Origin of the sequence: Xenorhabdus bovienii SS-2004, from assembly GCF_000027225.1 — a bacterium.
Classification (GTDB): domain Bacteria; phylum Pseudomonadota; class Gammaproteobacteria; order Enterobacterales; family Enterobacteriaceae; genus Xenorhabdus; species Xenorhabdus bovienii_C.
In genome coordinates this window covers 3,554,546-3,568,995 of sequence record NC_013892.1, presented here as the reverse complement: position 1 = coordinate 3,568,995, position 14,450 = coordinate 3,554,546, and the positions used below count along the sequence as shown (strand labels likewise).

The window sequence follows — 14,450 nt, the reverse complement described above, 5'->3', positions numbered from 1 at the left end:
CTCAGCCCTGCCGGTCAGCCAGCCATTTGCTTTTCGCGAATTTCGGCCAACGTTTTACAGTCAATACATAAGTCAGCTGTCGGGCGAGCTTCTAAACGGCGGATGCCGATTTCAACCCCACAGGACTCACAATAGCCGAAATCGTCATCTTCGACTTTTTTCAGCGTTTTTTCGATCTTTTTGATCAACTTACGTTCACGATCCCGATTACGTAGTTCAAGACTGAATTCTTCTTCTTGCGCCGCACGGTCAACTGGATCAGGGAAGTTCGCTGCCTCATCTTGCATATGAGATACAGTACGGTCTACTTCATCCCTGAGTTGATTGCGCCATGCTTCCAGAATCAGCTTGAAATGCGTTAACTGGGCATCGTTCATGTATTCTTCGCCTGGCTTTTCTTGGTAAGCTTCTACCCCAGCGATGGCGAGAATGCTTAAGGACGAGGTTTTACGTTTTTGCCCTTCTTGCATAATGCTTCTCCTTACACACGCACTATCAAACGACCCCCCCAACAATGGAGGGAAAAAAATAGGCCGCTATAAATAGCAGATGACTGCGAGGTTGGCAATTGTTCCTGCCATTAGTTTTGCAATGGTGTGAAGGCTACCGTGTTTACTGCCTAAATATGTTGCAAAACTTGCCTCATCAGTATGTTCTGTTTACAAATTATCCTATTGATAAAAAAGGTAATTTGCGATTTAGAACCATCCTGTCTTTTGTCATACTGGCCCCGTAACAGACTACTTCGACCCCTGAATTGCATGCTTGTTCCAAAAGACATGCATAATCATGGTCAATATGTTTTGCTGCCGTAACCTGACTAATCCCAGAATGTAAAACAGCAAAGAACAGAACAGCACGCTGCCCCTGTTGTGCTATCAATGATAGCTCACGTAAATGTTTTTGCCCTCGAATTGTCACTGTGTCCGGAAAATAACCCTTATTTTCCTGCAACAATGTCACCGATTTGACTTCAATATAGCAATTAACTCTCTGTTTTGACTGTAACAATAAATCTATCCGACTTTTCTCTTTTCCATAGACCACTTCACGGCGGATTTGTTCATAGTCAGATAATTCTGAAATTGCATTTTTTTCAATGGATTGATAGACCAATTCGTTGGCTCTGAGTGTATTGACACAAATCAAATGCCCATTTTGGGTCTGAGTCAGCTCCCAGCTATTCGGATACTTACGTTTGGGATTGTCTGATGTGGAATACCACACGGTATCTCCCGGTATCGCGCATCCTGTCATTGCTCCGGTATTAGCACAGTGTATGGTCAACGTTTCGCCTTCTGGGGTGAGGATATCGGCAAGAAAGCGCTTATAGCGACGGATTAGGGTCGCTGACTTCAGGGGAGGCGAAAATTCCATAAATTTTCCTTCATCGCTAATGGTCGGCAAGATCAATGAACTGAAATTAAAGTAGCGAATGCTACAATGACGTCCATTGAAAGTTAATGGTTAGGGTGATCCTTTGTTATTACCAATTTATGACGTTTTGGACTCTGTTATAACTAAGTTGAAAACGTCGAAACAGGTATTGTTGCATGCACCCACAGGGGCAGGAAAATCGACCGGATTGCCATTGGCGATCCTGAATAAAGCTCAACTGACAGGGCGCATTATTATGCTGGAACCTCGGCGCCTTGCAGCGCGCAGTGTCGCAGAGCGTCTTGCCGAACAATTGAATGAGCCTGTTGGCGTGACGGTAGGTTATCGGATGAGGGCGGAAACCAAAGTCAGTGCCTCTACACGCCTTGAAGTTGTCACTGAGGGTATTTTGACCCGAATGCTACAACAAGATCCTGAATTAAGCGATGTTTCTCTGGTTATTCTTGATGAATTCCATGAGCGGAGTTTACAGGCCGATCTCGCGTTGGCGCTGTTGCTGGATGTACAGGAAGGTCTGCGTGAAGATCTGCGTATTCTGGTGATGTCCGCGACACTGGACAATCAACGTCTTTCTTCTTTATTACCTGATGCGCCCGTGATTGTTTCAGAAGGTCGTCGCTATCCGGTAGCACGATCTTATCATCCGTTGCCGATTCATCAGCATTTTGAACAATCAGTGGCTTCGGCAGTGTTGCGTTTATTGCAGCAGGAAACGGGATCATTGTTACTGTTTCTGCCCGGCGCGGGTGAAATCCAGCGTGTGTTGGCGCAACTTGAACAAAAAATCAACGACGATACTTTATTGTGCCCACTGTACGGCGCGTTGTCGTTATCCGATCAACGGAAGGCAATAGCACCCGCGCCAGCAGGAATGCGCAAGGTCGTGCTGGCCACCAATATTGCGGAAACCAGCCTGACGATTGAAGGTATCCGGTTGGTGGTGGATAGCGGTCTTGAACGTACCAGCCGCTTTGAGCCGAAGAGTGGCCTGACCCGACTGATGACCCAACGTATCAGCCAGGCGTCAATGGTACAACGGGCTGGGCGGGCAGGAAGGCTGGAAGAAGGTGTCTGCTGGCATTTATTCAGTCGCGAGCAGGCGGAACGAGCCACGGAATACAGTGAGCCGGAAATTCTGCATTCAGATCTGAGCAGCCTGCTACTTTCACTATTACAGTGGGGATGTCGTGACAGTAATCAGTTGAACTGGCTGGACAGTCCACCACAGCCCGCGCTTGCAGTGGCTCAATCGCTGCTGCTGCGATTGGGGACGCTGGATGATAATCAACAATTGACTGCCCGTGGCTGGCAAATGGCGGAAGCGGGCAGTGAACCGCGTCTGGCGGCTATGTTATGTGCAGGCAAAGAGCAGAGTGATGAGGCGCTGGTAACGGCAGCAAAACTGGTAGCGATCTTGGAAGAGCCTCCCCGCAGTGGACTGCCGGATCTCACTCATTGGATAAATTCAAACCAACCTCATTGGCAGCAGCGCACTAATCAGCTTATCAGGAATCTTGCGAGCAAGACTGCAAAAATAGGATCTAAAAAAATCAGCACAGAAAAGATTAATGCTGCATTTGTACCCGAACTATTAGTACAGGGATTTCCTGATCGGATTGCTAAAAACCGTGATAATCTTGGGCGTTTTCAGATAGCCAATGGTTTGGGTGTGGCACTGGAACCGGGTGATCCGCTGTCAGGAGAGCAGTGGCTGATAGCGCCTACATTGCAGCAAAACAGTAAAAACCCCGATGCCAGAGTCTTGCTCGCTTGCCCGCTGAACATCGAACACATTATTCATCAATATCCGAGCCTGTTTACAGAACAGACAGCCGTAGAGTGGGATGATAGTAAGGGCACTCTGCGAGCATGGAAACGTCTGCAATGCGGGCGTTTGACTGTCAAAGCGCAGCTTTTAGCAAAACCTTCTCAGGCGGAATTACAGGAATCCCTGCTGAACTGGATTCGACAGGAAGGATTGGCGGCGTTGAATTGGTCGCCGGAAGCATTGCAGTTGCGCATCCGGCTGCAAAGGGCAACAGAATGGCTATCTGAAATTGAGTGGCCTGCGGTGGATGATGACAATCTGCTGGATTCCCTCGAGCAATGGTTTCTGCCTATGTTGGCGGGAGTGGGGGATTTGAAGGGATTACGTCAGGTTGAGCTGTCGTGTGCTCTTTTGGCTCTGCTTGATTGGCAGCAACGGCAAATACTGGATAATGAATTGCCTACTAATTACACTGTGCCGACCGGAAGTAGGATTACCATCCAATATTTCCACGATAAACCGCCCTTGCTGTCAGTCAGAATGCAAGAAATGTATGGAGAACAGCAGAATCCGGTATTGGCGAAGGGGCGGGTTCCTGTGGTCGTTGAACTGTTATCTCCGGCGCATCGTCCACTACAGATTACACAAGATCTCGCGGCATTCTGGCAGGGGGCTTATCGTGAGGTGCAAAAAGAGATGAAGGGACGTTATCCCAAACATTTATGGCCAGACGATCCTGCTAACACAGCGCCGACAAGGCGTGTAAAAAAATATATATGACTGGTTTGATGCAGTCAGGCTTCTATATTGAATAAACATTTGGAGATTTCGGTATGTCTGATGATGACCGTCAGCCAATCGGACGCAAGGGCAAAAAACCAGAACTTCGTCGTGAGCGTCCAGCAAAAAAACGCCATCGGCAGGATGACTATGAAAATGATGAAAATAATGATTTTGATAACGACGATGAGGAACAGGTCATGACGAAAAAAGGGAAAAAACCCCGTCCGCCAAGGAGTCGATGGCGAGGATTCTGGTTGCTGCTGTTGAAAATATTTATTGTGCTGGCAGTGCTCATAGCTATTTACGGTTTTTATCTGGATAACAAAATTCGCCATCGCATTGATGGGAAAGTATGGGATTTACCTGCTGCGGTGTATGGGCGTATGGTCAACCTTGAACCGGGCATGAATTACAGCAAAAACGAAATGATTCGGTTGCTGGAAGGCATGCAGTATCGGAAGGTGACCAAAATCACGCGTGCCGGTGAGTTCGTTGTCAGGGGCAACAATATTGAAATGCTGCGCCGTCCGTTTGATTTCCCTGACGGTAAAGAAGGACAGATTCAGGCTCGGCTGGTCTTCAGTGATAACCATATTGCCAGCATCGAAAACATGGAGAACCAGCGTCAATTTGGTTTCTTCCGTCTCGATCCGAAACTGATTACGATGATGCAATCGCCGAATGGCGAACAGCGTTTGGTTGTCCCACGTTCAGGTTTTCCGGATTTACTGGTTCAGACTCTGCTGGAAACCGAAGATCGTTATTTCTATGAACACGATGGGGTCAGGCCGCTTTCCATTGCCCGTGCGGTGCTGGCGAACCTGACCGCCGGGCGTACGGTTCAGGGAGGCAGTACACTGACACAGCAGTTGGTCAAAAACCTGTTCCTCTCCAATGAACGTACCTTCAGCCGTAAAGCGAATGAAGCTTACATGGCGTTACTGATGGATGCCCGCTATAGCAAGGATCGCATTCTTGAACTGTACCTGAACGAAGTTTTTCTGGGGCAGAGCGGCGATGAACAGATCCACGGCTTCCCATTGGCCAGTCTGTATTATTTCGGGCGTCCGATTGATGAACTGAGTTTGGATCAACAGGCGCTGTTAGTGGGAATGGTCAAGGGAGCATCGATGTATAACCCGTGGCGCAATCCTAAACTGGCATTGGAACGCCGCAACGTGGTATTGAAAATCCTCCTGAACAGGCAAATTATTGATCAGGAGCTTTATGATCTGTTGAGCGCCCGTCCGCTGGGTGTGAAATCCAAAAGTGGGGTGATTACCCCACAGCCTGCTTTCATGCAATTGGTACGTCAGGAATTACAGGAAAATCTGGGTGATAAGATTAACAACCTGTCGGGCGTGAAAATCTTTACAACACTGGACCCGGTATCACAGGATGCGGCGGAAAAATCCGTGGAAGAGGGCGTTGCCGATCTGCGGAAAACCCGCAAGGTAGATGATCTGGAAGGCGCGATGGTCGTTGTTGACCGTTTCAGTGGTGAAGTTCGTGCGATGGTCGGGGGTTCTCAACCAGGATATGCAGGTTTTAACCGGGCCTTGAATGCACGCCGTCTGATTGGTTCTCTTGCCAAACCTGCGACTTATTTGACGGCACTGAGTCAGCCGGATAAATACCGCATGAATACTTGGCTGGCGGATGAGCCTATTTCGATACCTCTGTCGGGCGGAAAATCTTGGCAACCGAGGAATTTCAGCCGTAATTTTAGTGGACGTGTCATGCTGGTGGATGCGTTGGCTCGTTCGATTAATATTCCGACAGTGAGTCTGGGACTGAGTATCGGGCTGGATCGCATTACCAATACCTTGATCTCACTCGGAATTCCGGCTAAAGAAATCCAACAGGTTCCTTCCATGCTGCTGGGTGCAATCAACCTGACGCCGATGGAAATGGCTCAAGAGTTCCAGACCATTGCCAGCGGCGGCAATCGGGCGAAACTTTCGGCATTGCGTTCAATCCTTGCGGAAGATGGTACAGTGATTTACCAGAGTTATCCGCAGGCAGAGCGGGCAGTGCCTCCACAGGCGGCTTATCTGACACTGTACGGTATGCAGCAGGTGGTGGCTCGTGGTACAGGCAGTTCGCTGACGAAAAAATACGGTAAATACAATCTGGCAGGTAAGACAGGAACCACCAACGATCTGCGTGACAGTTGGTTTACCGGCATCGATGGTAAGGAAGTGGCGATCATCTGGACAGGGCGTGATAATAATGGCCTAACCAATCTGACGGGAGCAACGGGGGCATTGAAGATCTACCTCCGTTATCTGGAAAATGAAACGCCATTGGTACTGAATAATCGTCCACCGGAAGACATTGTGGATATGTCAGTCAACGAAGATGGCAGTTTCAACTGTACTGGTAATGGCATCAGGATGTTGCCGGTCTGGACAGATGATCCGCAGAGTTTATGCCAGCAATCTACGCCGCAGCCGGTTGAGGATAACAAAGAAGAAGCACCGGGCTGGCTACAGGAGATGTTTAATCAGTAATAGAGTATCGCCCCCATCGATTCCGATGGGGGGTAGTTTAGATTTTGACCGAAATGCTCAAATTGCAATTATTGCAAGCAAGAGCGGCTCAGGCCAAAGTTGATATGGAAGCAGGAAAACTGACTAGTGGCGATGTCTTTTTTGATGAGTTAGAAGTTGGTCAGTACGATTGATGTCTACTTATCATTTAATCCCTGATGCCCAGTCGGGTCTAATTAAAATCCGCCGATTTACGGTACAATAGTGAGGACTCACTCAATTGTTGGTTTTCGGCGTGTTGCACAAAAGCATGGTGCCGCTCGATAATTTAGTAAAAAGGGAGATGATTTAATGAGATGGGTTGATGAAACATATTTATTGACGCCTATCAGATCCTGAAATAGGCCGCAGGCATGTTTACCCAATGTGACGCCACGGGATTGTGGCGTCACAGATAACGGAATGACTTAATTCAGTCTGGCAAAACAGCGGGCAGCGGCATCAACGGTACGCTGAATATCTTCATCTGAATGGGCGATGGACATAAAGCCTGCTTCAAACGCAGAAGGAGCCAGATAGACGCCCTCATCCAGCATCAAGTGGAAGAATTGCTTGAAGCGTTCAACATCACACGCCATGACATCCTGATAGCAAGTCACGCTTTCTGCGTCGGTAAAGAAAATACCGAACATCCCGCCAACGTGGTTAACCACCAGAGGAACGCCTGCTGCTGATGCCGCGTTTTTCAGGCCAGAAGCTAATTTGTCTGTCAGTTCGCTCAAACGCGGGTGAACGCCGGGTTGGGCGACTTCATTCAGGCAAGCCAGACCCGCAGCCATGGCGATTGGGTTACCTGAGAGGGTTCCCGCCTGATAAACCGGGCCGGTTGGTGCCAGTTTTTCCATGATGTCCTGACGGCCGCCAAATGCACCCACTGGCATACCGCCACCGATGATTTTGCCGAGGGACGTCAGATCCGGTTTAACGTTGTAATACTCTTGTGCGCCGCCCAAAGCGACACGGAACCCGGTCATCACTTCATCAATGATCAGTAACGCACCGAATTCATCACACAGCTTACGCAGACCCGGCAGAAATTCTGGTCGTGGAGGAATACAATTCATGTTACCGGCGACGGGTTCTACGATGATACAGGCGATCTCTTCTGGGTATTTTTCGAAGGCTTCACGCACGGAATTCAGGTCATTATAGACGCAGGTCAGGGTATGTTTGGCGAAATCGGCAGGAACGCCCGGAGAATTGGGCTGGCCTATAGTCAAGGCACCGGAACCCGCTTTGACCAGCAGACAGTCGGCGTGGCCGTGATAGCAGCCTTCAAATTTGATGATCTTATCGCGCCCGGTATAACCACGCGCCAGACGAATGGCACTCATGGTGGCTTCTGTACCGGAGTTCACCATGCGAACCATATCCATGGAAGGCACCAACTCTGTCACTCGTTTTGCCATTTCCACTTCGGCAGCCGTTGGTGCACCAAAGCTCAGGCCACGCTCGGCGGCTTCAATCACGGCGTTGCGAATGGCAGGGTGATTGTGCCCCAGTACCATTGGCCCCCATGAGCCGACATAATCGATATAGGCATTGCCATCAACATCGTAAAGGTAAGCACCATCGGCGCGTTGGATAAAGACAGGCGTACCACCAACGCCATTAAAGGCGCGTACCGGCGAGTTGACACCGCCGGGGATCACCTGTTTTGCCTGAGAGTAAAGCATTTCGGACTGGTTCATTAATAAAAGCTCCTGAAAAATAAGGGTACAGATAGGGGGGAGGCCATTTTAAAGCAGCCTGATGGGGAAGCCAAATCATCCTGACATGGAGAAGCTTGTTGCCTTTGTGTAGCAAAACTTGAACGAATCAGTCAGGTATCGGATAATCGCGGCTAACTGATCAGAAGGTTTAAAACGACTTTCTGAGAATTTTTACCGGAACACCGGTCTGGAGCAAAAAAATGAGCGATGATGCTGCATTGCCTTTGCAGTTTACTGATGCCGCAGCCAATAAAGTTAAAGTACTGGTTGCTGATGAAGATAACCCGAACCTGCGTCTGCGGGTTTATATTACAGGTGGTGGCTGTAGTGGTTTCCAGTATGGTTTCACTTTCGATGATCAAATGAACGAAGGTGATCTGACGATTCAGAAACAAGGGGTTGAGCTGGTGGTTGACCCGATGAGCCTGCAATATCTGGTGGGGGGCTGTGTCGATTATACCGAAGGTCTGGAAGGTTCCCGTTTTATCGTTACTAACCCGAATGCAAAAACCACTTGTGGTTGTGGTTCTTCTTTCAGCGTCTGATCGAAAATATGATACTGCTATTAAAAATAAGGGCAGCTTAAGCGCCGCCTTTATTTTTTTCTACGTTGGCCTCTAGCCGCCAGAAAGATTCAGCTCCCGGCAAAGCTGCTCTGTCGCCAGAATAATTCGTGGCCCTGCACGGCTGAACCAATCGTCATTCAGAGTGATGATCTTGACATTTAGCTGTGGCTGCCAAAAATCCGCCACGCGCTGTTTTTGATCTTCAGTTCCTCCCAGCACAATCACTTCAGGTTTGCGTGTAAGTACTTGCTCACGATTGACTTGCGGCCACGGTACGGTGCTGTCAGCAAAGATGTTTTTACCACCACACGCGGATAGGATTTCACTTTGAATGGTGTGATCGGATGAAGTAAAAATCGGATTCATGCCAAATTGTAAAAACACCGGCTTGGGATTGGGGGTGGCATAGGTCTGTTTTAATTTGCTGAATGTCTGGCGGATATCCGCGGCTGATTTTTTGGCAATATCGGGGCGTGGGCTATGGACAGCCAGCCGTTCCAGATCGGTTGCAACATCTTCCACTTTTTTCACATCAGAATAAAAAACCGGGATACCTAATGCCGCGAGCTGTTCTAACGGACGCTGGGGATTACCGCCCCGCCAGGCCAGAATCAGATCGGGTTTCAGGGCAATGATGCGTTCAACATTGATGCCTTGCCAATCAGCGACTTGCTCTAATTTTTTAGCGGCTTCGGGATAATCGGAGTAAGCACTGACTGCAACAAGCCGATCGCCCAGTCCTGCCGCATACGCGAGTTCGGTCGTCGAGGGAGCAAGGCTGATAACACGAGAGGCTGCGGCGTGAAGTGGCGCACTGACACTGTACAGAAAACTGAAGAGCAGGAATGAGAATGATAACCAGATTGATCTAAGTGAGATTATTTTCATCCAAGGTTTCATGATCGGTGCTCCACTTCAATTAATTGATTAACTAATGTTGGCTGAGTTCGCTCAACATGGCGTTGACCATCCGTGTCGATTCACGGGCAGCGATAACTAAGAATTCATCAAAGCTGATATGAGATTCCTGATCGGCCACATCAGAAATGGCACGAACCACCACGAATGGAATTTGATACAGGTGGCAGACATGGCCGATAGCTGCCGCTTCCATTTCAACTGCGGCGACTTGCGGGAAAGTCGCACGGATACGCGCCAAAGGTTCTGCACCATTGATAAAAGCATCACCGCTACAAATCAGCCCACGAACCGCATTCAGGTTAAGGGATTTAATGCATTTTTCGGCCAGTGTAATTAATTGGCTGTCGGCGATAAAAGCAGGTGGGCATTGTGCCATCTGACCCGGCTCATAACCAAAGGCAGTGAGATCGGCATCGTGATAGCGGACTTCTCCGGAAACCACGATATCCCCCACATTCAGTTTAGGGTCAAGGCCGCCGGCTGAGCCGGTGTTAATCACGATGTCTGGCTGGCAATGTTCAATCAACAGGGTGGTGCCAAGGGCGGAAGAGACTTTACCGATGCCGGATTTCAGCAATGCGATGTCAACGCCATTCAGCTTGCCGGTGTAGATTTCACATCCGCCCCGCGACACAGTTTGCAGACCTTCAATCTGGTCACGCAGTAGTGTTACTTCTTGTTCCATTGCGCCTATTACACCTACTTTCATTGTGTCATACTCATGGTTAATTAATGGATTAGTGTCTATGAAAAGGCACTCTTATTCGATGCGGCAGTGTAACATTGAATCACTGTTTACTGGTTATTCCGGCTATAAATAAGCGTTTCATTCGGTATGGGGGGATTAATGACTAAAATTGATTTCAAGCAGAAGTTGAATTACCAGCGTAAGTACAGCAACTCTTCCATACATCCTGACGATGAAGATCAGGTGAATCGTCAATTCGAAAGTGACCGTGGGCGGATCATCAATTCAGCCGCTATCCGGCGTTTGCAGCAGAAAACGCAGGTTTTTCCGCTGGAACGCAACGCCGCCGTGCGCAGCCGGTTGACTCACTCGCTGGAAGTGCAGCAAATCGGGCGCTATATTTCAAAAACGATTATTGCAGAACTGACAAAGCAGAATTTGCTGGAAAAATATGGGCTGAGTGATCGCTTACTTGCTTTTGAAAGCCTGATTGAAATGGCCTGCCTGATGCATGATATCGGTAATCCGCCGTTTGGCCATTTTGGTGAGGCGGCGATCAGAGATTGGTTCTCGCGTCGATTAGATCCTGATTATTTTTCAGACTGCGTTTCTGAAAGCACCGCTCGGCAAGATGGCTGTAAAGTGGCGGCATTGAGCTACAATGGTGAAACCAAAAAAGATCTGTTCCGGCGTCAGTTACGTAAGGATTTATGTGAATTCGAGGGCAATGCCCAAGCGATCCGGCTGGCACATAATCTGCTTAAACTGAATCTGACTTATGCCCAAATCGGCTGTATCCTGAAATATACCTGCCCGGCTTACCGTCTTGAAGGATCTCCCGACGAATTCAGTTACCTGATGAAGAAAAAAGGCTATTACTGGTCGGAAGACAGTTTTATCCATGAATTAAAAAAAGCGCTGCAATTGGGGGATTTCTGCCGTTTTCCGCTGACGTATATTATGGAAGCCGCAGATGATATCTCTTATTGCATTGCTGATTTGGATGATGCGGTTGAAAAGGGTATTTTCAATGTTGAGCAATTGGTGGAATACCTGAAAAAAGAGTGGGAGGAAAATGGGGGACACAGTAAAGGGGATTTATTCGAATTCACGGTAATGCAGGCTCATAAGAAAACGGCCAGTAATGAGGCCCGTCGCAGTATTCATGAGCAGTTTTTCATGTATCTGCGGGTATTTATCACTGGTAAGTTGGTGCCCTATACCGCTAAACGTTTTATTGAGAATTTGCCTGAAATTTATGCAGGCACATTCAATCATGCTTTGTTGGAAGAAGATGGCGATGAACATCGTCTATTGCAGATTTTGAAAAGTGTCACGCGGAAATGGGTATTTAGCCACCCTGAAGTCGAAGAGCTGGAATTGCAGGGCTATCGGATTATTACCGGATTGCTGGATGTTTACAGCCCATTGCTGGAGTTATCTCGGCAGGATTTTATGTCACTGCACCGGAATAATTTTCACAAAAAATATTTTATTGAAACGCGTCTGCTGCACAAATTATCTACCAAACACCGTCTGGCCTATGAAGAGGCTGTAGAAAACATTGTCGCCACTGATGAAGTTGAAAAAGATGTGCTCGAATTTTATTATCGGGCGCGTTTGATTCAGGACTATATCAGTGGCATGACTGACCATTATGCTTACGAAGAATATCGTAAATTTATGGTATCGAAGTGAGAGACCCGGGCGCTCTCAGTATATCGGGAGCGGCGGCAATGACGTGATTGATCTCATCGATGAATTCCAGTAATTCTGGCTCCAGATCCGCCAGAGGAATAGCTTGTTTCAATTGTTTTTCGATGAATTCACAAATCGCTTGCAGTTTGGGGACGCCATTGTAACAGCAACTGCCATGTAATTGGTGGACATGATACTGAAACTGTTTGTGATCAACGTCGCTATCTGCTGCCAAGATCTGTTCAATCATCGCTTTCATTTCTGGCAGCGATTGTACTAGCATCTCCAGAATTTCCCGCGCCAGAGATTCTTTTCCATCCGTTTTTTTCAAAGCGATATCCCAATCGATGAACTGTGATTTTTTCTTTTGGCTGTATTGATTCAGCCACGCTTTCAGGCGACGTTCATCCAACGGTTTTGACAGGCAGCCAACAAATGGGGAACGTCCCCCATTTTGGGTTTCATTACAGGGAAAAGCCGTCACGGCCACAATGGGCGTCTCTTTATGCTGTGGTAATTGATGGATTTGTTCAGAGGTTTGAATACCATCCATATCTGCCATTTGAATATCCATCAGGATCAGATCCAGCGCGTGTTGCTGTGCCGTAGTCAGTGCTTCCAGACCACTGCTGCACAGCAGGGTATTCTCGATTTGTTCGTCCAGCAAAGTACCAATTAATTTCAGATTGGCCGGATTATCATCCACCGCCATCACGGTTATGGGCAAACGTGGGGGAATGGGCAGGCGTTCAGGTAATGAACCCAATAAAAACGCTTCTTTTTCCAGCCAGAGATCAAAATAAAATACGGTTCCTTTTGCGGGTTCGCTGATGAAATCGATCTCTCCCTTCATCTCATTGACCAGCCTTTTGGTAATGCTCAAACCCAGCCCGGTTCCCCCGTAGTGGCGGGTAATACTGGCATCAGCCTGATTGAATGCCTGAAACAGAATCGGCCGATATTCTGGTTTAATGCCGATGCCAGTATCGGTTATGGTGAAATCAATCTGCACGAGATGATGCTGCTGCTGGCGTAATCTGACCTCCAGTATCACGCTGCCTTTATCTGTGAATTTAATCGCGTTGCCAATCAGGTTAGTGAGTATTTGCTGCAAGCGTATGGGATCGCCGATCATCAGGTTAGGCAATTTGTCATCTATGCGATGTTGCAGGGGAAGGTTTTTCTCGCTGGCCACGGGGGTGAGTAGTTCGATGACTTCATTGACCGTATCTCGCAGTAGAAAAGGAACTTGATCCAGCACCAGTTTATTCGATTCCAGCCGTGAAAAATCCAGAATGTCATTGATGATTTTCAGCAAATTATTGGCAGAACGTTCAATCACATAAAGGTACTCGGCTTGCTGAGACGTAATGGGGGTTTTGAGCATCTGACGGGTAAAGCCAATAACGCCATTAAGCGGCGTGCGTAATTCATGAGACATATTTGCCAGAAATTCTGTTTTGATCTTAACCGCTTCCTGTGCGCGTTTCTTGGCTAGAGTCAGTTCAACGTTTTGGATTTCCAACTGTTCCATGGTGATTTGTAAGTCAGATGTGGCCTGATCAATATGCAACTGCATCTCATCTTTATATTTCGACAGCGATTCCGCGACGGTATTGATGCCATTCTGGAGTGCGGCCAGTTCTCCCGGCATCGCGCCAGTAACACGAATGTTCAATTGTCCCTGCCGTATCTGTTCTACAACCCTCACCATGCCACCTAGTGGTTGTGTCACTTTACGCACTAAAATGTGGGCAAACAGGGCAGTGCCGCCAAGACAGAGGATCAGCAGGATGATTGACGTCGTAATTTCTTTATATTGCTGGATTTGGGCTGTTCTCAAATCCAGATCAATGGCGATATAGCCGATGGGATTGGCCTTGCTGGTGGTAGTGCGCCATTCGTTTTCTTGGATGTTTTCTGCAATCAGCGGCATCATCAAAATGATATTATTATCGTGTCCTGATTGACTCAGTAGAACCTTTGGGATTGGCTCACCAGCAGGAAGCCGCAACTGGTTCGCGTCATATTTATCATTAGAAATGTCGAAAAGCTTATGATTTTTATCAAAAATCGCAATGGCTTTGACAATCTCGGAATTGCGGCGATGCAGGCTATTGACTAAGACTTCGACCCGTCGACGATTATCCAGATTGATGCCCACCTCGCTGGCGATGGACAACGGTTCAATAATGCTGATCCCACTGCGGACTATCAGGTTCTTCAACTCGTAATAACGGTATGAGATAAATGATATACTCACAAGCGTTCCGACCAGTAAAACAGGAACCAATATCAGGCTCATCATACGGGTGCGTAGGCTATATTTGGTCATAAGCGTCCATTGTGGGAAAATCAAAACTC

Annotated in this window: 10 protein-coding genes; 4 read left to right on the top strand and 6 right to left on the bottom strand. The window is 47.9% G+C overall.

The genetic code is table 11. The features are described from left to right. Positions 1-14 precede the first annotated feature (14 nt). Both dksA and sfsA read right to left on the bottom strand, forming a co-directional pair. Positions 15-470: an RNA polymerase-binding protein DksA gene (gene dksA / locus XBJ1_RS15665; protein WP_012989999.1), complete on the bottom strand. Its 456-nt coding sequence runs from the start codon at positions 468-470 to the stop codon at positions 15-17. A 196-nt stretch (positions 471-666) separates the two neighbouring features. Further along, positions 667-1,377, bottom strand: a complete 711-nt coding sequence (gene sfsA, locus XBJ1_RS15660) for a DNA/RNA nuclease SfsA (RefSeq protein ID WP_012989998.1) — start codon at positions 1,375-1,377, stop codon at positions 667-669. Between the two features lie 103 nt (positions 1,378-1,480). On the opposite strand from sfsA, the gene hrpB reads away from it, so the two are divergent. Both hrpB and mrcB read left to right on the top strand, forming a co-directional pair. Next, positions 1,481-3,946, top strand: a complete 2,466-nt coding sequence (gene hrpB, locus XBJ1_RS15655; protein ID WP_038199289.1) for an ATP-dependent helicase HrpB — start codon at positions 1,481-1,483, stop codon at positions 3,944-3,946. Positions 3,947-3,999: 53 nt separating this feature from the next. Continuing rightward, positions 4,000-6,462, top strand: coding sequence for a bifunctional glycosyl transferase/transpeptidase (gene mrcB / locus XBJ1_RS15650; RefSeq protein ID WP_012989996.1), 2,463 nt, complete (start codon positions 4,000-4,002; stop codon positions 6,460-6,462). 446 nt (positions 6,463-6,908) lie between these two features. Here the strand turns inward: mrcB and hemL are convergent, their stop codons facing one another. Continuing rightward, positions 6,909-8,192, bottom strand: a complete 1,284-nt coding sequence (gene hemL / locus XBJ1_RS15640; RefSeq protein WP_012989993.1) for a glutamate-1-semialdehyde 2,1-aminomutase — start codon at positions 8,190-8,192, stop codon at positions 6,909-6,911. Positions 8,193-8,413: 221 nt separating this feature from the next. On the opposite strand from hemL, the gene erpA reads away from it, so the two are divergent. After that, positions 8,414-8,758, top strand: coding sequence for an iron-sulfur cluster insertion protein ErpA (erpA, locus tag XBJ1_RS15635; protein WP_012989992.1), 345 nt, complete (start codon positions 8,414-8,416; stop codon positions 8,756-8,758). Positions 8,759-8,830: 72 nt separating this feature from the next. Here the strand turns inward: erpA and btuF are convergent, their stop codons facing one another. Next, a complete protein-coding gene (gene btuF, locus XBJ1_RS15630) occupies positions 8,831-9,679 on the bottom strand; it encodes a vitamin B12 ABC transporter substrate-binding protein BtuF (protein WP_012989991.1) in 849 nt (282 codons plus the stop codon). Positions 9,680-9,710: 31 nt separating this feature from the next. Further along, a complete protein-coding gene (gene mtnN / locus XBJ1_RS15625) occupies positions 9,711-10,409 on the bottom strand; it encodes a 5'-methylthioadenosine/S-adenosylhomocysteine nucleosidase (RefSeq protein ID WP_012989990.1) in 699 nt (232 codons plus the stop codon). A 138-nt stretch (positions 10,410-10,547) separates the two neighbouring features. Here mtnN and dgt point away from each other — a divergent pair, with 138 nt between their 5' ends. Further along, positions 10,548-12,086 (top strand): dGTPase, encoded by a 1,539-nt coding sequence (dgt, locus tag XBJ1_RS15620; protein WP_038199288.1) that lies wholly within the window; start codon positions 10,548-10,550, stop codon positions 12,084-12,086. Here dgt and XBJ1_RS15615 read toward each other — a convergent pair. Continuing rightward, entirely contained in the window at positions 12,070-14,421 is a 2,352-nt protein-coding gene (locus XBJ1_RS15615) for an ATP-binding protein (protein WP_038199287.1), read from the bottom strand. The two genes, dgt and XBJ1_RS15615, sit on opposite strands and share 17 nt — an antisense overlap. Positions 14,422-14,450: the final 29 nt, after the last annotated feature.

Bases quoted from the DNA above. Each gene is read 5' to 3' on its own strand.
- btuF (WP_012989991.1), bottom strand. From the start codon at position 9,679: ATGAAACCTTGGATGAAAATAATCTCACTTAGATCAATCTGGTTATCA.
- dksA (WP_012989999.1), bottom strand. From the start codon at position 470: ATGCAAGAAGGGCAAAAACGTAAAACCTCGTCCTTAAGCATTCTCGCC.
- mrcB (WP_012989996.1), top strand. From the start codon at position 4,000: ATGTCTGATGATGACCGTCAGCCAATCGGACGCAAGGGCAAAAAACCA.
- dgt (WP_038199288.1), top strand. From the start codon at position 10,548: ATGACTAAAATTGATTTCAAGCAGAAGTTGAATTACCAGCGTAAGTAC.
- erpA (WP_012989992.1), top strand. From the start codon at position 8,414: ATGAGCGATGATGCTGCATTGCCTTTGCAGTTTACTGATGCCGCAGCC.
- sfsA (WP_012989998.1), bottom strand. From the start codon at position 1,377: ATGGAATTTTCGCCTCCCCTGAAGTCAGCGACCCTAATCCGTCGCTAT.
- XBJ1_RS15615 (WP_038199287.1), bottom strand. From the start codon at position 14,421: ATGACCAAATATAGCCTACGCACCCGTATGATGAGCCTGATATTGGTT.
- hemL (WP_012989993.1), bottom strand. From the start codon at position 8,192: ATGAACCAGTCCGAAATGCTTTACTCTCAGGCAAAACAGGTGATCCCC.
- mtnN (WP_012989990.1), bottom strand. From the start codon at position 10,409: ATGAAAGTAGGTGTAATAGGCGCAATGGAACAAGAAGTAACACTACTG.